The sequence below is a fragment of the Legionella norrlandica genome, assembly GCF_000770585.1.
In the GTDB taxonomy this organism is placed as follows: Bacteria; Pseudomonadota; Gammaproteobacteria; order Legionellales; family Legionellaceae; genus Legionella; species Legionella norrlandica.
Map to the genome: position 1 here is coordinate 1 of NZ_JNCF01000110.1, position 2,056 is coordinate 2,056.

The window sequence follows — 2,056 nt, forward strand, 5'->3', positions numbered from 1 at the left end:
TTCTCGCTCACATACCCACAAGCTCAATAACAAATTTATATTTTTTTAAACAAAAAGGACATTTTTAAATTGGAGATCAAGGGGATCATTTTAAATTGGTTTGACAGGTTTCGAAACAAATGTTGATTTTAATTTGCCATAATGGTAAAATAAAAAGCAAATTAATGTGCTTAAAAGTGGTTTTTTATCACAATATGACTGCTGAAACATTATCCTTGTCTTAAATTTTGTGATGAATAAATAGGAAAAATATGATTTCTAACGATGAGACGATAAAAATAATCGAACAAGAATCTACAAAAATAGCTTCGGCATTAATAAAAAATGGCTTTTTTCCAAATATAGTTAATGAAACTATTTCAGTCAACCAACGCCTTCATGCTAAATTAGCTCAATGGAAAATAGAGATTTTGAATGCTGTTGTTTGGGGTATTGTAAATATCAATACCACCATAATAATTCCCCCTTTTACTGAGATAGCGGCAAATTTAATCGCAGAAGGGATGCTTCTAGCTGACACTATAGTTTCTGCCGAAAGACACAGTCAACCTATCTGATCTTTAAGTAAAAATTATGGTTGTCTGGTTTCTTTAGGTGCAATTTAGGCAGATCTAGAGCTTGAAGGCATACCCAAAGAAATCGCCCCACAGCCAATCCTGGCTCCTGTTTCTTTCTTACAAAATCTCTGGCATGCATTGTATTACTCAGTATTTTTGATAGAGCTGCATAGCATCTCGGATAGATTTCTCTTGCCATATTGTCTTTTTTACTGCCACCCCATTCTACCATGTTCTTTGATTTCGTGAATATTTCTGTTCCTCATCGGAGTCAATTTTGTGTAAACTGTCGTCCAACTACGTTGGCATCTGCTTTAAATTAAAAGGAAGCAGCTTGCTAAAATCCTGCTGAGATTTAGTGGCACGAATATTTTCAAAGAGCGCTCTTAGGTAATCAAAAGGATTGTATCCATTGACTTTGATATTAAAGAGTCGCCTTAAACTTAATAAAGAAATGTCTACAGCAATTGAATTATTGTTGATATGGGATTGAAAGCAATAGCGAATATAGCTAAAAAAGCCTAATGAACTATTTATACAGCAGCACAAAAATGATTGTCGCACTTGGAGTTAGAATGAGCCATGACGAACTACTCTTAACTACTTGATTTTATTGGTGGGCCCACTAGGCTTGAACCTAGGACCAACAAATTATGAATCATGTTTCTCAATTTATCTATTTATTTAATTCTAAATTTCTCCTATGGGTTTTACTGCAAATGGTGTGCTGTGTCCTACAGTGTCATACTCAAATACGGCGATCTCCCGAAGCCTTAATGCCTGGACTAGCAGTAAGTCTTGCAACAGATAGCCCGACCTATGCTAGTTTGCTCTAGATATTTAATGAGGATTGTTTAGCAAGCTTTTGTAATCGCGCATTTGGCATTATCAATAATAATTTTACCAGGAATCCCATTAAACCATTCAAAAACACGTCGGTGACAACTTAATCATCAGCATACATATGGCGACTCTAAGAGAGTACCATAACAAATATCCAGGTTTGTATCATTAAGGTTTACATTTTACCTTATAATTGAGTTTGTACTATAGGAAATACTCTATATTATTGATTTAGAGTCAATCAAAGGAGCTATACGAATGAGCAATACCGAATCAAAAAAAGCAATCTTATATCGTATGGTAATGCCAAAACATGTATGCCCTTACGGCCTCAAATCGAAAGATTTGTTACAACGCCAAGGCTATATCGTTGAAGATAAATGGCTCACTAATCGGCAGCAAGTGAATGCATTTAAAATCGAACATAACGTAAAGACCACTCCTCAAACCTTTATTAATGGTGAGCGAGTTGGTGGTTATGATGATTTACGCCGCTATTTTGGAAAAAAAGTACGCGATCCTAGTGAAAAAAGTTATCACCCCGTAATTGTACTTTTTATAATAACTGCGCTTATGGCATTAGCAACAAGCTATGCATTCTTTGGTAATGTATTTACAACACGAGCCTTAGGATGGTGACGTGGTCAACCAAAATG

At 35.3% G+C, this 2,056-nt stretch carries 2 protein-coding genes; both read left to right on the plus strand.

Annotated features, from left to right (window positions below; all coding sequences use genetic code 11):
- Window positions 1-251: 251 nt before the first annotated feature.
- Window positions 252-557 carry a hypothetical protein gene (locus tag OK13_RS13560; protein ID WP_035891681.1) on the plus strand — a complete coding sequence of 102 codons (306 nt, stop codon included), beginning with the start codon at window positions 252-254 and terminating at the stop codon, window positions 555-557.
- A 1,101-nt stretch (window positions 558-1,658) separates the two neighbouring features.
- Window positions 1,659-2,039 carry a thioredoxin domain-containing protein gene (locus OK13_RS13570; RefSeq protein WP_035891685.1) on the plus strand — a complete coding sequence of 127 codons (381 nt, stop codon included), beginning with the start codon at window positions 1,659-1,661 and terminating at the stop codon, window positions 2,037-2,039.
- Window positions 2,040-2,056 lie beyond the last annotated feature (17 nt).

Excerpts from the sequence above, each read along its gene's own strand:
- OK13_RS13570 (WP_035891685.1), top strand. The coding sequence starts at position 1,659 with ATGAGCAATACCGAATCAAAAAAAGCAATCTTATATCGTATGGTAATG.
- OK13_RS13560 (WP_035891681.1), top strand. The coding sequence starts at position 252 with ATGATTTCTAACGATGAGACGATAAAAATAATCGAACAAGAATCTACA.